Source organism: Stenotrophomonas genospecies 5, assembly GCF_054473825.1.
This window is the reverse complement of the sequence record NZ_JBTMUW010000004.1, coordinates 25,331-40,561: the sequence shown is the minus strand read 5'-3', so window position 1 is coordinate 40,561 and position 15,231 is coordinate 25,331. Positions and strand designations below refer to the sequence as shown.

Here is a 15,231-nt window from a genome sequence, read left to right as displayed (position 1 = left end):
CCCTACGCCTGGAACGGTGACCGGCATCCGCCGGCCGCGGGCATGACGCTCAGCCCGGTGCAGCGGCCCCCAGCCGCTGCTGGTCATTGACCTCCAGCATCCGCCACTGGCCCTTGCCGAGATCGTCGAGCGCCAGGTCGCCGATCGCGACCCGGACCAGGCGCAGCACCTGCAGGTCGAAGGCCGCCAGCAGGCGGCGGATGTGGCGGTTGCGGCCCTCGTCGAGGACCACCTCCAGCCACGCGGTCTTGTCGCCGCTGCGCAGCACGCGCACGGCCCGGGCGGCCAGGAATTCACCCTCGTCGTCCACCCCGGCCTGCAGCGCCGCCAGCGTGGCCGCATCGGGCAGGCGATCGATCTGCACGTGGTAGGTCTTGTCCGGCCCGGTCTGCGGATCGGTCAGGCGCGCCGCCCACTGCGGATCGTTGCTGAACAGCAACAGGCCCTCACTGGCCTTGTCCAGCCGACCGACCGGCGCGATCCAGGGCAGGCCGGCGCCGTCGAAGCAGCGGTATACGGTGTCACGGCCGCGCTCGTCCTGCGCGGTGGTCACCACCCCGCGCGGCTTGTTGAGCATCAGGTAAAGCCGCTGCGGCGGCGCCAGCGGCAGGCCATCGACCTCGATGGGAGGTGCCGGGCTGCCGATCGGAAACTCCGGGTCACGGACGATACGGCCGGAGACGCGCACGCGGCCCTCGGCGATCCAGCGCGCGGCTTCGCTGCGCGAGCACACGCCGGCCTTGGAGAGCACACGCGCCAGGCCATGGCGCACACCCTTGGATGCATCCGGATCCGCGCGCCCACGCAGGACGTGGGAGCGGGCGGCGGGGGCGGCAGGTGGGCGGCGCGTACGCAAGCCTCTGCTCCCCGCGACGGTTACTTCTTATCGACCGGCTTGGTCTCAGCCGGTGCTTCGGCCGCGGCCGGGGTGGCCACCGGTGCCGGGCGCGCCTTGACCACGCGGACGCCACGCGCCTTCATCCAGGCATCGAATTCCTCGGCGGTCATGCGCTTGCCGTTCTGGCTCATGTCGAAGCGCCACGGCGTATTGTCGAATTCGGTCTGCGGCTTGTACGCCGCCGGATCGTTCGGCTTCACCGCCGGCGCGCTCGGAATCGCCTTGGCGATGTTCTGGCAGCCGTCGATGCGCAGGCGTTGCAGCACCTGGTCCAGCGACTGCGAAGGATCGTAGCTGCTGCTCAGCACACCGGCCGGCATGCCCAGCTGGTTACCACGGATGTACAGCTCGTCGGCCACCGGCGCGATGGTCGTGGCCGGCAGCGGCAGCGGCGAAGCGCTGGTATTGACCGAGCAATCGACCGCAGCGTGAGCGGCAGGAACCAGGGCCAGCGCCAGGACGGCGGCCGATGCAGAGCGCAGCATGAGAGGCATCCACGGAAGGAAGGTGACGCGGCGAGTGTAGCAATGCGGCGACAGCTTTCAAGCGCCACTTTCAATGAATGCGCCAACTCATTGGTTTTTTGGACAAAAAGCCGACAAACGGTCGGTCCATCGAGGCCCGTTCCGGCTTTTCCCGCCGCAGAAACAACAAGACCCGGCCGAAGCCGGGTCCTGCTGTGTCTTGCGGGCGAAACGTCAGAACTTAGTTCTGGACGTTCAGCTCGGTACGACGGTTCTTGGCGCGACCTTCCGGATTGTCCGAACCATCCGGGTTGGTGTTCGGAGCAATCGGACGGCTCTCGCCGTAGCCGATCGGGCCGACCAGACGCGAAGCGTCCACGCCGTTCTTGGTCAGGTAGTTGTACACCGCGGTGGCGCGGCGCTCCGACAGCTTCTGGTTGTAAGCGTCGGTACCCTTCGAGTCGGTGTGACCGGCGACTTCAACGCGCAGATCCGGGTAACGCTTCAGGATCTCGGTGGCTTCGCTCAGGATGGCCACGGCGTCCGGACGCAGGTTCGACTTGTCGAAGTCGAAGTTCACGCCCTTCAGGTCGATCGAGACCGGCACCGGGCAACCGTCCGGACCGATGGTCTGACCCGGCTGCGAGTTCGGGCACTTGTCGTCGCAGTTGTTGACGCCGTCACCGTCGTCATCCAGGTCGGCGCAGCTCGGGGCAACCGGAGCCGGAGCCGGAGCAGCCGCGACCGGAGCCGGGCCCAGCGGGATCACGACGCCGACCGAAGCCAGCACGTCGCCGAACCAGTCTTCGCTGGCAGCGTGGTAGCTCTTGTCGTCGAAGTCAGCGCGGTAGGCCACTTCGGCGCGGACAGCAACGCGCTTGTCGAAGGTGGTCTGCAGGCCGACGCCGAGCTTGGCGGCAACGTTGCCGTCCTTGCGCTCACGCGGACCATTCAGGCTGTTGGCCGGGTACTCTTCTTCCGACTTCTGGTAGCCCAGGCCACCGACGATGTACGGGTTCCAGCCGCGGCCTTCCTTGATGAAGTGGCGACGCAGGTCCAGCGAGATGCCGTACTGCGACCAGTTCAGGTCCTGATTGCTGTCGAAGTTCGGGTTCTGATAGTTCAGCTCACCGTCCAGCGACCAGTTCGGGCTGATGAACTTACCCAGGCCCAGGGTCACGAACGGAGCGTCGTTGGTCAGACGGTCGTTGTCCTGGAAGTTGAAGCCGGCCGAACCGGTCAGGTACCAGCGGTCATCGAACTCCTGCGCAGAAGCAGCCTGGGCGAAAGCCAGACCACCCAGCAGCGCGGCAGTAAGGATCTTCTTGTTCATTGAGTACAGCTCCTATTTCGGGGGTATGAAACCGGTAGAGGCATGGGCCAGCACTACTGCGTCGATGTTCAGACAGCCGATTCAGCACGCCACCGCCGCGAACATTATGCTCAGGCGGGTGAAGGCCATGTTAACAGTCCCGTAACATGTGAAGTGTTGCGCCCGACCGGCCACCGGTCCGACGTTGAAACCCTATACAGGATGATGAAAATCCGCAAGACCCTCACCCCATAAGGGTTTGACGGTGTTTAGGCAACGCAGGCGACATTCTGCGGAACGCGCGGCGAAGGAGATTCAGCGCGCCCCCGGAAACGTGAGGAACCTTATGATGAAAAGGGAAACCGAGCCGGAGCCGAGATGAAAGCCGTCGCCCTGAGTCGTGAATCCGCCCCCGCCCTGCAGGATCTCCGGCTGCCGCCGCCGCTGCCGCCAGCCGGCCGCGATCTGCTGGTCCGCGTGCAGGCGGTTTCGATCAATCCGGTCGACGGCAAGCAGCGTGCCGCCACCGATCCGGCCACGCTGGACACGCCGCGGGTGCTCGGCTGGGATGCGGCGGGCGTGGTCGAGGCCATCGGCGAGGACGCCCGCCTGTTCGCCTCCGGCGACGAGGTCTACTACGCCGGCGATGTCACCCGCTCCGGCTGCAATGCCCAGTATCAGCTGGTGGATGAGCGGCTGGTCGCACGCAAGCCCACCACGCTGGATTTCTCCGAGGCAGCGGCGCTGCCGCTGACCACGCTGACCGCATGGGAGCTGCTGTTCGAGCGCATGCCGCTGCATCTGGATGACCGCCGCCACGCCGGGCAGCACCTGTTGGTGATCGGCGGCGCCGGCGGCGTCGGTTCGATGGCCATCCAGCTGGCCCACCATGCCGGCTTCACGGTCATTGCCACCGCCTCCCGCGAGCGGTCGGCCGACTGGTGCCGGCAGATGGGCGCCCATCACGTGATCGACCATCGCCAGCCGTTGCAGCCGCAGTTGCAGGCACTGGGCATCAGCGCCGTGCAGATCGCGCTCAACCTGGCCGACACCGATCACTACTGGGATGAACTGGGCCAGCTGCTGGCGCCGCAGGGGCATGTCGGGCTGATCGTCGAACCCCGCGGCGCGCTGCGCATCGGCGACCCGTACAAGGCCAAATGCATCGGCATCCACTGGGAATTCATGTTCGCGCGATCGCGCTTCGGTACCGCCGACCGCATCGAGCAGCACCGCATCCTGAGCCGCGCCGCGAGCATGATCGATGCAGGCCAGCTGCGTGGCACGCTCAGCGAGACACTCGGCACGATCAATGCCGCCAACCTGCAGGCGGCGCATGAGCGGCTGGCCAGCGGCCGCACGCTGGGCAAGCTGGCACTGGCAGGCTGGGACGACTGACGCGCGCGCTGTGGCGCGGGATTCACCCGGATCTGTATCTATGGAAGCTGGCGATTCGGGATTACGGTGGAGACAGATTCCCTCCCCCCGAGCGCTCCCATGCCCACTGCCCTGCCCCTGCGCCTGCTGCAACTGATCGTCGGCCTGTTCCTGTACGGCTTCGGCGCCTCGCTGATGATCCGTGCCGCGATCGGTGTCGCGCCCTGGGACGTGCTGTCACAGGGCGTCGCGGCGCAGACCCCGCTGTCCTTCGGCTTGGCCACGAACGTGATCGGCGCGCTGGTCCTGCTGCTGTGGTGGCCCCTGCGGCAGAAGCCGGGCGTCGGCACCGTGCTCAACGTGCTGCTGATCGGTCCGTCCGCGCAGTTTGGCCTGTGGCTGTTGCCGCCGGCTGTCGGCCTGGTCTGGCAGGTGGCGATGTTCGGTGCCGGCATGCTGCTGGTGGCACTGGCCACCGGCCTGTACATCGGCGCGCGGCTCGGCCCCGGCCCGCGCGACGGGCTGATGACCGGCCTGCATGCCCGCACCGGCTGGCCGATCTGGAAGGTGCGCAGCCTGATCGAAGGCAGCGTCCTGCTGCTGGGCTGGTGGCTGGGAGGCAACGTGGGCGTCGGCACCCTGGCCTTTGCGTTGCTGATCGGCCCGCTGTGCGGGGTGACGCTGGGCTGGTTCGGCATCGGCCGGCCCCTGCCGGCGGGTGGCGCCGGGCCACGCCCGGCGAGCGCGCAGCGCGGCCACGGGTAGCCGCATCGCCGGGCATGGCCCGGCGCTACCGATTCGCCCGCCCCTTGCCCCGACCGCCGTTTCGCGGCACGCTTCGCGCTTCCGTACGCAAGCGTATCGACCATGTCGCCAGCCAACGAAAGCGCCTATCCCCACCTGTTCGCCCCGCTCGATCTGGGCTTCACCCAGCTGCGCAACCGGGTGCTGATGGGTTCGATGCATACCGGGCTGGAAGATCGCGCGCGCGATTTCCCGCGCCTGGCCGCCTACTTCGCCGAGCGCGCCGAAGGCGGCGTCGGCCTGATCGTCACCGGCGGCTTCGCCCCCAACGTGGTCGGCTGGCTCAAACCCTTCGGCGGCAAGCTGTCCTGGCCCTGGGAAGTGCGTCCGCACCGGCAACTGACGGCCGCCGCCCACCAGCATGGCGCGAAGATCTGTCTGCAGCTGCTGCACGCCGGCCGCTATGCCTACCACCCCCTGTCGGTGGCGCCCTCCAAGCTCAAGGCGCCGATCAATCCGTTCACCCCGCGCGCACTGTCGGCCAGCGGCGTCGAACGGCACATCGCCGATTACGCACGCAGCGCCAGGCTGGCACGCGAAGCCGGCTACGACGGTGTCGAAGTGATGGGCTCGGAGGGATACCTCATCAACGAGTTCATCGCCCCGCGCACCAACACGCGCACGGACCGCTGGGGCGGCGATGCCTCCCAGCGCATGCGCTTCGCAGTGGAGATCGTGCGCCGCATCCGCGAAGCCTGCGGCCCGGATTTCATCATCATCTACCGGCTGTCACTGGTGGATCTGGTTGAGGACGGCAGCAACTGGGAGGAAATCGTGCAGCAGGCGCAGGCCATCGAGGCCGCGGGCGCGACGATCATCAATTCCGGCATCGGCTGGCACGAGGCGCGCATTCCCACCATCGCCACCTCGGTGCCCCGCGCCGCCTTCGCCGGGGTCACCGCCAAGCTGAAGCCGCATGTGGCGGTGCCGCTGGTGGCGACCAACCGCATCAACATGCCCGAGGTTGCCGAGCGCATTCTCGCCGACGGCGGTGCGGACATGGTGTCGCTTGCGCGCCCGCTGCTGGCCGACCCGCAATGGCCGAACAAGGCGCGCGCCGGCCGGGCCGACACGATCAACACGTGCATCGCCTGCAACCAGGCATGCCTGGATCACGTCTTCGAGAACAAGCTGGCCAGTTGCCTGGTCAATCCGCGGGCCGCGCACGAAACCGAACTGGTCTACCGCCCGACGTCCACACCGAAGCGGGTGGCGGTGGTGGGCGCGGGCCCGGCCGGCCTGGCCTGCGCCACGGTGGCCGCCGAGCGCGGTCACCAGGTCACCCTGTTCGACGCCAGCGACGAGATCGGCGGCCAGTTCAATGTGGCCAAGCGCATCCCGGGCAAGGAAGAGTTCCACGAGACGCTGCGCTATTTCCGCCACAAGCTGCAGGACACGGGCGTGCAGCTGCGCCTGGGTACCCGGGCAGACGCGACCTGTCTGGCCGGCTTCGACGAGGTCGTGCTGGCGACCGGCATCACGCCGCGCCGGGTCGACTTCCCCGGCGCGGACCACGCCAAGGTCGTCAGCTACCTGGACGTGCTGCAGGGCCGGGTCGAGGTGGGCGCCAGCGCGGCCATCATCGGTGCCGGCGGCATCGGCTTCGATGTCGGGGAATTCCTCAGCCACGAGGGCCCATCGCCGTCGCTGGACCCGCAGCGCTGGATGGCCGAATGGGGGGTGGACGCCACCTTCGAGGCCCGCGGCTCGCTGGCCCGCCCGCAGGTGGACGCTTCGCCACGCCGGCTGTGGCTGCTGCAGCGCAGCCCCGGCAAGCCGGGTGCGCGCCTGGGCAAGACCACCGGTTGGATCCATCGCGCCACGCTGAAGGCCAAGGGCGTGCGGATGCTGGGCGGCGTCGAGTATCTCGGCGTGGACGACCAGGGGCTGCGCATCCGCGTGGAAGGCAGCGAACAGCTGCTGCCGGTGGATCATGTGGTGATCTGTGCAGGGCAGGAACCGAACCGCGCGCTGCAGGCCGAACTGCAGGCGGCGGGCATCAGCGCACAGCTGATCGGCGGTGCCGATGTGGCCGCCGAACTGGACGCCAAACGCGCCATCGATCAGGGCAGCCGGGTGGCAGCCGCCCTTTGATCCAGACCTGAATGGGCGGCGGGACTGTGATTTCCGTCACCCACCTCAAAGCTGAATGTCAAGCCGGGCGATTCATGATGCGTTCGGCCAGCCCCCCCTACCTTGCGCCAACTTTCCGCTCACCACCCAGTTTCCGGTGAGCCGGTGCGGCCCTCCCGGATCGTTCATCGATCCTCTTTTCCCGGGCCGCCCACGGGGCGGCCCCGATGGCCGCCTCCCCATGACGCCAAGTCGTACCCCGCCTCCTGCCCTCTCTTCGGCCGGAACCCCGTGGTGCGGCCCATACGGAGCAAGGAGTTATATGAAACTGGCCTGGATTCTCTGGCTGTCGCAGTTGCTGCCCCAGCCGGCGGCTGATTCATTGTGTTTGAGCACCACCGTGTACCTGGAAGCCCGCGACCAGACCCTGCGCGGCCAGCAGGCCGTGGCCGAAGTGGCACTGCGCCGCCTCGACAGCGGCCTGTGGGGCGACTCGATGTGCCAGGTGGTGACCGCACGCAAGCAGTTCGCCCCGACCATCGTCTCCCCCGGCACCCAGCTGGGCAACGACGCGGCCTGGAGCGAGGCCATGAGCGTGGCCTTCGATGCGGAGCGCAACTGGGCGCTGCCGGCCGGCGAGCGCCGCGAGATCGTCCCCGGTGCCAGCCATTTCGCCGCCCTGGCCATCGCCAGCCCGAACTGGCGCAATGCCTACCAGGTGGCCACCATCGGTGATCACACCTTCTATAAGGTGCAGAACCTCAAGCCCCGGCAGTCGTAACGAACTGTTGCCGGCGGCAGCGTTGCCGCGCGCCGGCAGGCTCTGGGATAGTGGGCGATTCCCGCACACCCCGCCTGGAGTTCCCATGAAGCTGTACAGCAAGCCCGGTGCCTGCTCCACCGCCGACCACATCGCCCTGCAGTGGACCGGCCAGCCGTTCGAGGTCGAACTGCTCGACAAGGACACCCTGAAGGGGCCGGAATTCCTCAAGATCAACCCGGCCGGCTCGGTTCCGGCGCTGGTCGATGGCGACTTCATCCTGCTGCAGAACGCGGCCATCATGGGCTACATCGCCGACCGCTTCCCGCAGGCCGGCCTGGCCGGCGACGGCAGCCCGCGCCAGCGTGCCGAGGCCACCCGCTGGCTGGCCTTCGTCAACTCCGATGTGCACCCGGCGTTCTCGCCGCTGTTCGCACCGGGCAAGTTCATCGGCGATGAGAGCCAGTACGACGCGATCCGCGCGGCCGCCCGCAAGCGCCTGCGCGGCCTGTTCGAGACGGCCGACCGGCAGCTGGCGGACAAGCCCTGGCTGGCCGGTTTCCGCAGCTTCGCCGACCCGTACTTCTACATCACCCTGCGCTGGGCAGCCGGCGCCAAGGTCGACCTGTCGGGGCTGGATCATCTGGCCGCCTACAAGGCGCGCATGGACGCCGATGCCGGCGTGCAGGCCGCACTGAAGGCCGAAGGCCTGGCCTGACCGCACACGGAGCCGCCGGCAGCGCAGGCGGCTCCGATCCGGCGTCCCGGCCCCGCGCCGGGCATCGCCGGCGCCCCGTGTCCACCGTTCAACCGATCTCGCGGATCACGGCACCCTTGGCGTCACGCAGCAGCGTCGGCACCACCTCGACCTGCAGCTGGCCGCCCAGCGGGTAGATCCCGCGCTCGGCACGCACGTCCTGCCATGCCTGGACCCCCTGTGCATCCAATGCCCAGCGCGCGCTGTCGGCATCGACGTCGTTGGCGCCGCCGCCCGCAGCCGGGGTGAACTCCCATTGGCGCTCACGGCTGACCAGCACCAGCGATGCGCCATGGTGCAGGCGCAGCGGCAGCAGCTCGCGCACGCTCGGCACCTGGCCGGCGCCAAGCACCAGCGTGGTCACGCCCGAGACCTGTCGCCAGTCCAGCGTTTCAATGAACAACATGCCGGTGCTGGAACCCTCCCGCGCACTGCCCGCCCGCACCTGCGCCGCCAGTGCCGGATCATCCAGCAGGTCGCCCCGATGCAGATCGGTGATCCACAGGGGCATCGCCGGCTCCAGCACGTGCAGCACCCCGCGGGTCGACCAGCGTTTCACTGCAGCCATTTCCCCATCCGTCAGCCCGACCAGCTGCAGGAACTGCAGGCGGCCGTTGGCCGTCTCGCGCGCCGGCAACTGCGGGTCGGCGATGAAAGCCAGATGGCGCAGGCGGGTGTCGGACTCGAGGGCAATCGGGCCGTTCGCGTCAAGGTGGTGGCCATCCTCGAACACGTTGCCGCTGCCGAACACGTAGCGCGCCAGGTTCTGCAGCAGGTTCATCGGCCATGTCGGCGGTGCCTGTTCGGCGTGCACGCCCTCGCCTGCTGCCAGACGGAAGGTCAGCTCGAATCCGTAGCCGCTTGCTTCGGCGTCACTGCTCTCCTTGGCGTACAGCTCGGACAGGCCATAGGTGATGTAGTGCCAGTGCGGTACCGGCGCCTCCGCACGGTAGACACTGATGCCATCGAGGGGATCCTGGCCGCCCAGCGTGTACGGCAATGCCGTTCCGAAATGCAGGGGCTCCTGGCCCGCGTACAGCGGCGCCAACGCCGCATTGATCGCGTCCCAGCCCGGGGTTTCGGTGTCGTCGTGGTCGTCCTGCACGAGAGGCTCCTGATGGGAATGAAACCATCCACTCTACGCGCTGCGTCAGGCCTGCACGACTCCGCGATCGCCGGCTGCCAGCGATGCCTGCGTTTCCTGCCACCAGCGCTGTGCCAGTGCCGGGCTGCGTGCCTTGCCTACCGCCGCCAGCAGTTCCGGGCACAGGCGCTCCAGGGCCGAGGCATCGGTGCAGCGCTCGATCTTCAACTGCATGAAGTAGCCCTTCAGCCCGAGGTGGCGCCGCACGGCTTCGCTCATCGCCTCGTACAGCTGCTGATACAGCGCCGGGTCCTGTTCGCGACCATTGCTGAGGCCAGCGACCGGCACCGCATCGGCGCTGCCCCCCACCACTTCGATCAGCTCCATCGCGGCCAGCTGTTCCAGCGCATCGGGTGGCGCCCGCAGTCCTTCGAGCAGACTGCGCAGTTCGGTGTCATCGCGGCGACCATCGACCATCAGCAGGATCGAGCGCAGCGCGGCCGGCAGGCGCCGCGCACGATCCTCGATTTCCTGGCGGCCAGCGGCCGTCTTGGCGTGCAGCAGTGCCATAGCTCCCCCGTTCCATGATGCGCATGCCTGCGCGCCCTGACGGACGCGCTCCCCGGCATCGAGCTTAACGCACTGCTGGTACGGTGAACGCTGCGGTGCAGCACCGCTGCATTCCTTGCCTCGGCCCGCTGCACGCGGCCCCGGCAATACAGGACCGGTCTAGCGTCCCAGCGCGCGGCGGATCTCCTCCAGGGCGGCCGGGTCATCCAGGGTCGACAGATCGCCGGGATCGCGCTGCTCGGCCAGCGCCTGCAGCGAGCGCCGCAGCAGTTTCCCCGAGCGCGTCTTCGGCAACGCGTTGACCACGTGCACGTGCGCCGGCCGTGCAACCGCCCCCAGCGACGTGGTCACCGTTGCCATCATCTCCGCCACCACCGGTGCAGGGTCTTCGCGCCCCAGCCCCTGCTTGAGGGTGACGAAGACCAGCGGCACCTGTCCCTTCAGTTCATCCTTCACGCCGATCACCGCGGCCTCCGCCACACGCGGGTGGCTGGAGATGGCTTCCTCGATCTCACGTGTCCCCAGGCGATGCCCGGCGACGTTGATGACATCGTCGGTACGGCCGAGGATGAAGGTGTAGCCGTCATCGTCGCGGATCGCCCAGTCCAGCGAGCTGTACAGCAGCTCCTTGAAATGGCTGAAGTAGCTCTGCAGGAAGCGGCTGTCGTCGTTCCACACCGTGCTCATGCAGCCCGGCGGCAATGGCGGGGTGACCACCAGGACTCCCTTCTGCCCGGGTGCGACTTCTTCGCCGGTGTTCTCGTCGATCACCTTCATGCGGTAACCGAGGTTGGGGAAACCCGGCGAACCAAAGCGCACCGGCTTCATCTCCAGGCCCGGCAACAGGGTCAAGGCCGGCCAGCCGGTTTCGGTCTGCCAGTAGTTGTCGATGATCGGTTTGCCCAGCGCTTCATTGATCCAGTGCGCGGTCGGCTCATCCAGCGGTTCGCCGGCCAGGAACAGGTACTTCAACGCGCGCAGGTCGTGGCGATGGATGAAATCCGCGTCGTGCTTCTTCAGCACGCGGATCGCGGTGGGAGAGGAGAACATCGTGCGCACGTTGTACTGCTCGCACAGGGCCCACCAGATGCCCGGATCCGGATGGGTCGGCAGGCCTTCGTACAACAGCGATGTGCAACCGCCGATCAGCGGTCCATACACGTTGTAGGAATGTCCTACGGCCCAGCCGACATCGGAGGTGGAGAACATCACCTGCCCCGGCTTGCAGTCGAAGACGGTCTCCATCGACTGTGCCATCGCCACCGCGTATCCGCCCACATCACGCTGCACGCCCTTGGGCTTGCCGGTGGTGCCGGAGGTATACAGCAGATAGCTCGGCTCGCTCGCTTCCAGCCACTGCACCGGAACATCGACGGCACCGACTTCCGCGCGCAGCGTCGCGTACTCGACGTCGCGGCCCTCGATGCGCGGCTCGGCCGGATCCAGCCCGCGCGAAACGATCAGCACGTGCGGCGGTGGATGCCCGGCTTCCGCACAGGCGGCGTCCACCATCGGCTTGTAGGGAATGAGCTTGCCTCCGCGCATGCCGGCATCGGCCGCGATCAGCAGCTTGGGTCTGGCATCGTCGATGCGCAGGGCAAGGTTGTGCGCGGCGAAACCACCGAACACCACCGAGTGCACGGCCCCGATGCGCGCGCAGGCCAGCATCGCGAACACGGCTTCGGCCATGTTCGGCATGTAGATGACCACGCGGTCGCCATGGCCGACGCCCAGGCGCTGGAGCACGGCAGCGAAGTCGTTCACTTCACGGTACAGCTGCCGGTAGGTGATCTCGCGGGTGCTGTTGGTTTCGGTGGAAATGGCCACCAGCGCGAGCTGGTCGGGCCGAGTGTCCAGATGGCGATCGACCGCGTTGTAACAGAGGTTGGTTTCGCCGCCCACATACCAGCGCCGGAACGGCGGGTTGCTGTAGTCGAGCACCTGTTGCGGTGGCTTGTGCCAATGGATGCGCTTGGCTTCCTCGCCCCAGAACGCCTCCGGCTCGTCGATCGAGCGGCGGTAGGTTTCCTCGTAGTTCATGACGCAGCCCTCCCAGACGAAGTCATGGGTTCGAGCATAGTGCCGCGTTGCCGCGCGTTCCGCCCTACCTTGGTAGGGGGGTGGGTTTTCCATGCAGGGCTGCCGCCCTACACCTGCAGAGGCCGAAGCCGAAGCCGAAGCCGAAGCCGAAGCCGAAGCAACAGGCTATCCGTGGGATGGCGGGGTGGGTCCGGTGGCGGGAGACGCCGTAAACCCGTCCATGGGGGCTTGGCCGCGGCGTCCATGCCGCGGACACTCCCGCAACCGGACCCACCCCGCCTTCGACAGTTTCCTGCGATCTGTCGGAACGATCCGACCCAATATCTATTCCGATATCTGACAGATTTCATCCACACGTGGCGTGAATCCATCAGATCGCGGCATTCTGCCGAAGGTGGGGCGGTGTCGGAGTGCGGGGTGTCCGCGGCATGGATGCCGCGGCCAAGCCTACAGGGACGTACTTGCGGCGTCCCCGCACTCCGACACCGCCCCGCCACCCCACGGACAGCGCGCTTTTGACGTTGAATCTGACGTTGCCCTGGCTCGTAGCAGGTGCAGGGCGCAGCCCTGCCGCCCCCCTTGCCCTGCTAGAACGGAGTGGCGGACTCGAACGCCAGCGCGTCGCCCGTCACCGGGTGGGTGAAGTGCAGGCTGCGCGCATGCAGATGCACGCGCTGCGCCGGTGCGGCGCCATACAGCACATCGCCGACGATCGGATGACCCAGGCTGGCCATGTGCAGGCGCAACTGATGGCTGCGCCCGGTCACCGGCTCCAGCGCCACGCGCGTGCGCTGCGCTTCAACATCGCGGGCCAGCACGCGCCAGCGCGTCAGCGCCGGCTTGCCGTGTTCATGGTCGACCTTCTGTTTCGGCCGGTTCGGCCAGTCCACGATCAGCGGCAGATCCACTTCACCGGCATCACCTTCGATCACACCCTGCACGACGGCTTCGTAACACTTGCCCACCCTGCGCTGCTCGAACTGCATCGACAACGCGGCCTGCGTCGTCTTGCCCCGTGCATGCAGCAGCAGACCGGAGGTGACCTGGTCCAGCCGATGCACGGTCAGCGCGTCCGGGTACAGCACCTGCAGGCGGGCCACCACGCAGTCCTGGTTCTCCGCGCTACGGCCAGGCACGGACAGCAGGCCAGCGGGCTTTTCCACCACCAGCAGCGCGCCATCGATGTAATGCAGGTGGATCATGCGGTTCTGCGGAACTCCATATGAAAACGGGGAAGCCGAAGCTTCCCCGTTTCTGTCAGCTGCGTGCCGGCCAGACCGGCACCCGCGGCATCAGCCCAGCAGGTGGGCAACGCCGGCGCGTTCTTCTTCCAGCTCGGCCAGGGTCTTGTCGATGTACTTCTGGCTGAAGTCGTCGATCGGCAGATCCTTGACCAGGGTGTACTTGCCGTTCTCGGTGGTTACGGCGAAGCCGAAGATCACACCTTCCGGGATGCCGTAGGAACCATCGGACGGCACGCCCATGGTGACCCACTTGCCGTTGCTGCCCAGCACCCAGTCACGCACGTGGTCGATCGCGGCATTGGCCGCCGAAGCCGCCGAGGACGAGCCACGGGCTTCGATGATCGCCGCGCCGCGCTTGCCGACGGTCGGAATGAAGGTGTTGGCATTCCACTCCTGGTCGTTGATCGCATCGGCGATCGAAGCACCATCGGCGGTGGCGAAACGGTAGTCCGGGTACATGGTCGGGCTGTGGTTGCCCCACACCACCAGCTTTTCCATGCCACCGACCGGCTTGCCGAGCTTGGCCGACAGCTGGCTCAGGGCACGGTTGTGGTCCAGGCGCAGCATGGCGGTGAAGTTTTCCGGCTTCAGGTCCGGTGCCGACTTCATGGCGATGTAGGCGTTGGTGTTGGCCGGGTTGCCGACCACCAGCACCTTCACGTCACGGCTGGCGACCTTGTTCAGCGCCGCGCCCTGCGCGGTGAAGATCTTGGCGTTTTCCAGCAGCAGGTCCTTGCGCTCCATGCCCGGGCCGCGCGGACGCGCGCCGACCAGCAGGGCGATGTCGGCATCCTTGAACGCCACTTCAGCGTCGTCGGTGCCGACCATGCCGGCCAGCAGCGGGAAGGCGCAGTCTTCCAGTTCCATCATCACGCCCTTCAGGGCGGCCTGGGCCTTGTCCACCGGCAGCTCCAGCAGCTGCAGGATGACCGGCTGGTCCTTGCCCAGCATTTCGCCGGAGGCGATGCGGAACAGCAGGGCATAACCGATCTGGCCGGCGGCGCCGGTCACGGCAACACGAACGGGTGCTTTCATGGGGGTTTCCTCTTGCTTGCAAGCGTTTGATGGGACGCCGCGGGCGTGGCCCGGCGGGCCTGGCAGGCGGCGGAGAACAGGGAAACGGCCACCCGTGGGTGGCCGTCTCGGAAGGGGGTCAGGCGGCGAGGATCTTGTTCCACTCGGCCACGCGGTCGGCCTGTGCGGCCAGCGCGGCGTCGACGTCGCCTTCCAGGGTGATCGAATGGATCACGTCGCCCTGCTTGACCGAATCGACGATGGCCTGGCCTTCCAGAACCTTGCCGAACACGGTGTGGCGGCCGTCCAGCCAATCGGTCTTGATGTGGGTGATGAAGAACTGGCTGCCATTGGTGTTCGGGCCGGCATTGGCCATCGACAGCGAGCCGACCTCATGCTTCACGCCGTTCTTCTCGTCTTCGAACTTGTAGCCCGGGCCACCGGTACCACGGCCCTGCGGGCAACCGCCCTGGATCATGAAGTCGGCGATCACGCGGTGGAAGATCAGGCCGTCATAGAAGCCGTGCTTGACCAGGTTCACGAAGTTGGCAACGGTCAGCGGCGCCTTGTCAGCGAACAGCTCGACCTTGATCGGGCCCTGGGTGGTGTCGAAAGTGGCGATGAGGGACATGAAGATCCTTGTTGCAAAGGGAAAGGCGTCTAGCCACCTAGTTTACACCCGGCTCGCGGCGGCGGCGGCTTCGACCATCGGCGCAGGGCGACGCTTCAGGCTCTGGAGGGGCGCCGCCGGCGGGGCCCCGACGGCCAGCTGAATGGGGCTCCCGGGCGAGCCGGAATCCAGCTTTTCGCGAATCGTCAAGTTCGACGTATAAT

Annotated in this window: 14 protein-coding genes; 5 read left to right on the top strand and 9 right to left on the bottom strand. The window is 67.3% G+C overall.

Going from position 1 to position 15,231, the window contains the following annotated elements:
• Positions 1-49 precede the first annotated feature (49 nt).
• The 3 genes from ACX9OW_RS19185 to ACX9OW_RS19175 form a co-directional block, all read right to left on the bottom strand.
• Complete coding sequence (locus ACX9OW_RS19185; protein ID WP_414488243.1) at positions 50-856, bottom strand: pseudouridine synthase; 807 nt, start codon at positions 854-856, stop codon at positions 50-52.
• Between the two features lie 20 nt (positions 857-876).
• Positions 877-1,383 carry a hypothetical protein gene (locus ACX9OW_RS19180; RefSeq protein WP_065182879.1) on the bottom strand — a complete coding sequence of 169 codons (507 nt, stop codon included), beginning with the start codon at positions 1,381-1,383 and terminating at the stop codon, positions 877-879.
• Between the two features lie 220 nt (positions 1,384-1,603).
• Positions 1,604-2,695, bottom strand: a complete 1,092-nt coding sequence (locus ACX9OW_RS19175) for an OmpA family protein (protein ID WP_279941650.1) — start codon at positions 2,693-2,695, stop codon at positions 1,604-1,606.
• Between the two features lie 357 nt (positions 2,696-3,052).
• Here ACX9OW_RS19175 and ACX9OW_RS19170 point away from each other — a divergent pair, with 357 nt between their 5' ends.
• From ACX9OW_RS19170 to ACX9OW_RS19150, 5 genes are all read left to right on the top strand, one after another.
• Positions 3,053-4,072 carry a zinc-binding alcohol dehydrogenase family protein gene (locus tag ACX9OW_RS19170; RefSeq protein ID WP_459062693.1) on the top strand — a complete coding sequence of 340 codons (1,020 nt, stop codon included), beginning with the start codon at positions 3,053-3,055 and terminating at the stop codon, positions 4,070-4,072.
• Positions 4,073-4,171: 99 nt separating this feature from the next.
• Complete coding sequence (gene yczE, locus ACX9OW_RS19165) at positions 4,172-4,816, top strand: membrane protein YczE (RefSeq protein WP_065182876.1); 645 nt, start codon at positions 4,172-4,174, stop codon at positions 4,814-4,816.
• A gap of 102 nt (positions 4,817-4,918) precedes the next feature.
• Positions 4,919-6,949, top strand: a complete 2,031-nt coding sequence (locus ACX9OW_RS19160) for an NADPH-dependent 2,4-dienoyl-CoA reductase (RefSeq protein WP_065182875.1) — start codon at positions 4,919-4,921, stop codon at positions 6,947-6,949.
• 301 nt (positions 6,950-7,250) lie between these two features.
• Positions 7,251-7,709 (top strand): cell wall hydrolase, encoded by a 459-nt coding sequence (locus ACX9OW_RS19155; RefSeq protein WP_053520031.1) that lies wholly within the window; start codon positions 7,251-7,253, stop codon positions 7,707-7,709.
• An 85-nt stretch (positions 7,710-7,794) separates the two neighbouring features.
• Positions 7,795-8,406: a glutathione S-transferase N-terminal domain-containing protein gene (locus ACX9OW_RS19150; RefSeq protein ID WP_053520032.1), complete on the top strand. Its 612-nt coding sequence runs from the start codon at positions 7,795-7,797 to the stop codon at positions 8,404-8,406.
• Between the two features lie 88 nt (positions 8,407-8,494).
• On the opposite strand, the gene ACX9OW_RS19145 is transcribed toward ACX9OW_RS19150, so the two are convergent.
• The 6 genes from ACX9OW_RS19145 to ACX9OW_RS19120 all read right to left on the bottom strand — a co-directional run bounded on the left by ACX9OW_RS19145 (position 8,495) and on the right by ACX9OW_RS19120 (position 15,028).
• Complete coding sequence (locus tag ACX9OW_RS19145) at positions 8,495-9,550, bottom strand: suppressor of fused domain protein (RefSeq protein ID WP_459062692.1); 1,056 nt, start codon at positions 9,548-9,550, stop codon at positions 8,495-8,497.
• Positions 9,551-9,595: 45 nt separating this feature from the next.
• Positions 9,596-10,099: a hypothetical protein gene (locus ACX9OW_RS19140; RefSeq protein WP_053520034.1), complete on the bottom strand. Its 504-nt coding sequence runs from the start codon at positions 10,097-10,099 to the stop codon at positions 9,596-9,598.
• A 159-nt stretch (positions 10,100-10,258) separates the two neighbouring features.
• Positions 10,259-12,139, bottom strand: a complete 1,881-nt coding sequence (gene prpE, locus ACX9OW_RS19135; protein ID WP_459062691.1) for a propionate--CoA ligase — start codon at positions 12,137-12,139, stop codon at positions 10,259-10,261.
• 587 nt (positions 12,140-12,726) lie between these two features.
• Positions 12,727-13,341, bottom strand: coding sequence for an RluA family pseudouridine synthase (locus ACX9OW_RS19130; RefSeq protein WP_459062690.1), 615 nt, complete (start codon positions 13,339-13,341; stop codon positions 12,727-12,729).
• Between the two features lie 90 nt (positions 13,342-13,431).
• Entirely contained in the window at positions 13,432-14,418 is a 987-nt protein-coding gene (locus tag ACX9OW_RS19125) for a malate dehydrogenase (protein WP_005415428.1), read from the bottom strand.
• Between the two features lie 118 nt (positions 14,419-14,536).
• Positions 14,537-15,028, bottom strand: a complete 492-nt coding sequence (locus tag ACX9OW_RS19120) for a peptidylprolyl isomerase (RefSeq protein WP_053520333.1) — start codon at positions 15,026-15,028, stop codon at positions 14,537-14,539.
• Between the last annotated feature and the right edge of the window lie 203 nt (positions 15,029-15,231).